Origin of the sequence: Borrelia persica No12 (genome assembly GCF_000500045.1) — a bacterium.
Taxonomy (GTDB): Bacteria; Spirochaetota; Spirochaetia; order Borreliales; family Borreliaceae; genus Borrelia; species Borrelia persica.
On record NZ_AYOT01000033.1, the window covers coordinates 1 to 3,456 of the forward strand.

General features: G+C 27.4%; 2 protein-coding genes and 2 pseudogenes. 1 reads left to right on the plus strand and 3 read right to left on the minus strand.

What is annotated here, in order from left to right:
- Positions 1-302 (minus strand): annotated as a pseudogene (locus tag U881_RS10275) (hypothetical protein); the annotation flags it as partial.
- A gap of 564 nt (positions 303-866) precedes the next feature.
- On the opposite strand from U881_RS10275, the gene U881_RS0100640 reads away from it, so the two are divergent.
- Positions 867-2,045, plus strand: coding sequence for a hypothetical protein (locus U881_RS0100640; RefSeq protein WP_024652938.1), 1,179 nt, complete (start codon positions 867-869; stop codon positions 2,043-2,045).
- 481 nt (positions 2,046-2,526) lie between these two features.
- Here the strand turns inward: U881_RS0100640 and U881_RS12455 are convergent.
- Positions 2,527-2,637: pseudogene (locus U881_RS12455) on the minus strand (variable large family protein); the annotation flags it as partial.
- 211 nt (positions 2,638-2,848) lie between these two features.
- On the minus strand, positions 2,849-3,456 hold a 608-nt coding region (locus tag U881_RS0100645; protein WP_024652939.1), incomplete at its 5' end, for a variable large family protein.

Below are 3,456 nucleotides of genomic sequence, written 5' to 3' on the forward strand. Positions count from 1 at the left end.
TTTTGGCTTGTGTCAGCAGTTCTGATAGTAATATTTTCGTGTTCAGATAGACTATCTTTTATATCTTTTTGTTTAAGTGATCTAATTTTTCTACTTTTTCTCTTAATTTTAGGTAGATGTGTTTGTGAAGATTTGTTATTAAAATTATTTTTAATGTCTTTATCACTAGTATTCATTATCATGGAGTTTACTTTATTAAGTAATTTTGAAGACTTGCTTTTCGTTTCTTCGGTTAAGAACAAATCACAACCAATCAAATTAAAGATTAATATTAAAGCTAAATATTTGTTTTTTAAAATCATATTTTGCTCCTTAAAGTTAATTATATTAGAAAAGTATATAGCAATATGAGTTAATTATAAAATTTATTAAGTATAATCTGGGTGGTATAAATTTAGGGAGATGAGTGCTATTAAGGAGAAAAGAAAGCAAGGTAATTAATCGTCCTTGTTAAACGTTTTGCAAAATGCTTTAGCGCAGAAAATAATCTTGTATTTGGGTATTATATTTTGTATATATATAAAGCAAATAGTTAATTAAGTAAAAAAGTAAAAGAGGCATTGTATACTAATAAAAATTAAACTAGTTTAATTTTTATTAGTATACAATGCCTCTTTTACTTTTTTACTTAATTAACTATTTGCTTTATATATATACAAAATATAATACCCAAATACAAGATTATTTTCTGCGCTAAAGCATTTTGCAAAACGTTTAACAAGGACGATTAATTACCTTGCTTTCTTTTCTCCTTAATAGCACTCATCTCCCTAAATTTATACCACCCAGATTATACTTAATAAATTTTATAATTAACTCATATTGCTATATACTTTTCTAATATAATTAACTTTAAGGAGCAAAATATGATTTTAAAAAACAAATATTTAGCTTTAATATTAATCTTTAATTTGATTGGTTGTGATTTGTTCTTAACCGAAGAAACGAAAAGCAAGTCTTCAAAATTACTTAATAAAGTAAACTCCATGATAATGAATACTAGTGATAAAGACATTAAAAATAATTTTAATAACAAATCTTCACAAACACATCTACCTAAAATTAAGAGAAAAAGTAGAAAAATTAGATCACTTAAACAAAAAGATATAAAAGATAGTCTATCTGAACACGAAAATATTACTATCAGAACTGCTGACACAAGCCAAAATAAAAGTTATTCTAATAGTAACATTATTAATAATAATTCAAATACTGTATCAAACACTAATAAAAACATCACAACAACATCAACACTAGATAATCCTACAATCCAGTTCAGCAAAGAAAACCCGCCTTATCAGCAAAACAGTGAAACAATTGAACACCAATCAAATCTTCTTCAGGGCAACAGTAAAACTTCCTTAAATGAATTAAACGGTGAATCAAATAATATTAAATATGATTACACTTATCGTTCACACTATGATTCAAAACCAATAATAATATCGGGTTCATACTCTGACAGTTCCATGACAATTGAGGAAGACGAATTTGAAGAAGATGAGGATGAAGAAGAAAGACTAGAAACTAGACTAGATAACATATACAAATTTAAATTAAAAAAGACTATAGATAGTGTCCAACAAGCACTTGAAATAGCTGAACAAATAAAAGACGATTGGAATAAAGTTGAGTTTTATAAAATCAAATTAAACCCTATGTATGGTAGAAAAGCTGAAGAATATGAAAAACAAAAAGCAAGAGAAGAACTATCTAAATTCACAAAAGATAAATTAGAAGCAAATATTAAAAGACTTCTAAATGAAATTGAAAAAAGCTTAAATGCAGCTACAATACTTATTACCAATAATGAATATGGTGGAAGTTTCCAAAGTGACCTATCTGCAAAGACAAAATTAGATGAGCTTAAAAATGAAGTAAATTTGTTAATTATAAAGATAAACGAAAACAATAACAAAGATCATCAAGTATATCCAACACTATATTCTAAAGATTACCAAATATACCACTCACTACAAAATCCATATTCAAAACTTCAATTGGTAAAAAATTTACTTCACAAAACAGGGATTGTCACCAGATAAACAATATTGAAATAATTAATTTTAAATAAAAAAATAGGAAGATAGGTATATTCATCTATCTTCCTATTTTTTTATTTAAAATTAATATACAACAAGCTTTACTTAATATCAGTTATAGATAATTTATAGCTTTTGTAAGCACCCACAATATTTTAATTTTAATAATTTATCACTTCACAAAGACTGGTAAAATATTTATGTGTTTTACTTGTTTAATAAGTTATTAACTTTGGCAAGTACTAAAGATAGCAATAAATAATATAAATTTGTAACAAATATAATCCGTACTTATAGAGAGTATTCGTAATGCTACTATCTATAGTACAAATATTCTATCTATAGTGCACACCTCATTTAACAAGAAAACATCTTCTCTGTTACCTCGTAGAGAATTAGAAAAATGTTTCCTTTAAATGATTTCTTGAAAGTAAGAATCTAAACTATATCTCTAAACTATATCTATTTATTACTGATTTGATTCTTAAAACGACGGTTTTAAAGATCTTGCTTTATCTACTTCTTGTTTTACTTTCTCAAGAACATTCTTTACTGTCTTCTTAACTATATCCTCAACTGCTACTAACAGTTTATTATGTCAATAGCGTAAATTCAAGCTATTACATCCCATCATCACTACAAGCATAATCTTAGTAAATAAAAATCAATGATATACAAATTGAAATTATTCTGTTAAATTAAGAAACGATAAACGTTTAATAAGATATACTAAAAGGAAAACAATTCTCCTACAGAAAGAAAAAAGTGTTTCCCTTAAATAACTTTATTATCTAATTTATTTATATCTATTTAATAGCAGTACCAGACTCTGTAGTTAAAGGAGTATTTTCAGGATTAATTTTCATTGCTTCCTTAACTGCCTGAAGTCCTGAACCAATAGTTTTTCTTATTGCTACTGTTAATATATCTAATGCCTTAGTAACTGCACTTATTGATGTTCCTTGAATTGAAATAGCAACATTAGCATTAGTAGCATCAGCAGCATTAGCATTCGCAAATTTACCATTCTTAGCCATTGCTCTCAATGCAATACCTCCTGCTATAGTTGCATCTTTAGGGACAGCACCAGCATTACCATCATTATTTTTCGCTAATTTAGCAGCACCATCATCTTTAGATATAGCTTGCAGTATATCAACACCAGTTACTGCTCCAACTGCTTTTGCTGCATCTGCCGCTGACTTCTTTGCATTAGCAGCAGCATCTGCATCAGCAGCAAATAATTTTCCTGCCTCACCATTAGCAGCTTGAGCAGTTCTTTCAGCAGAAAAATCCTCAGCTTTTTTACTATTACCAGCATCATATTTACCTTTGCCTTTAAGTACAACATCTACAATATCTTTAATTCCCTTCACTAGACTATCAACATTATCACCCTTAACACCATTACCAG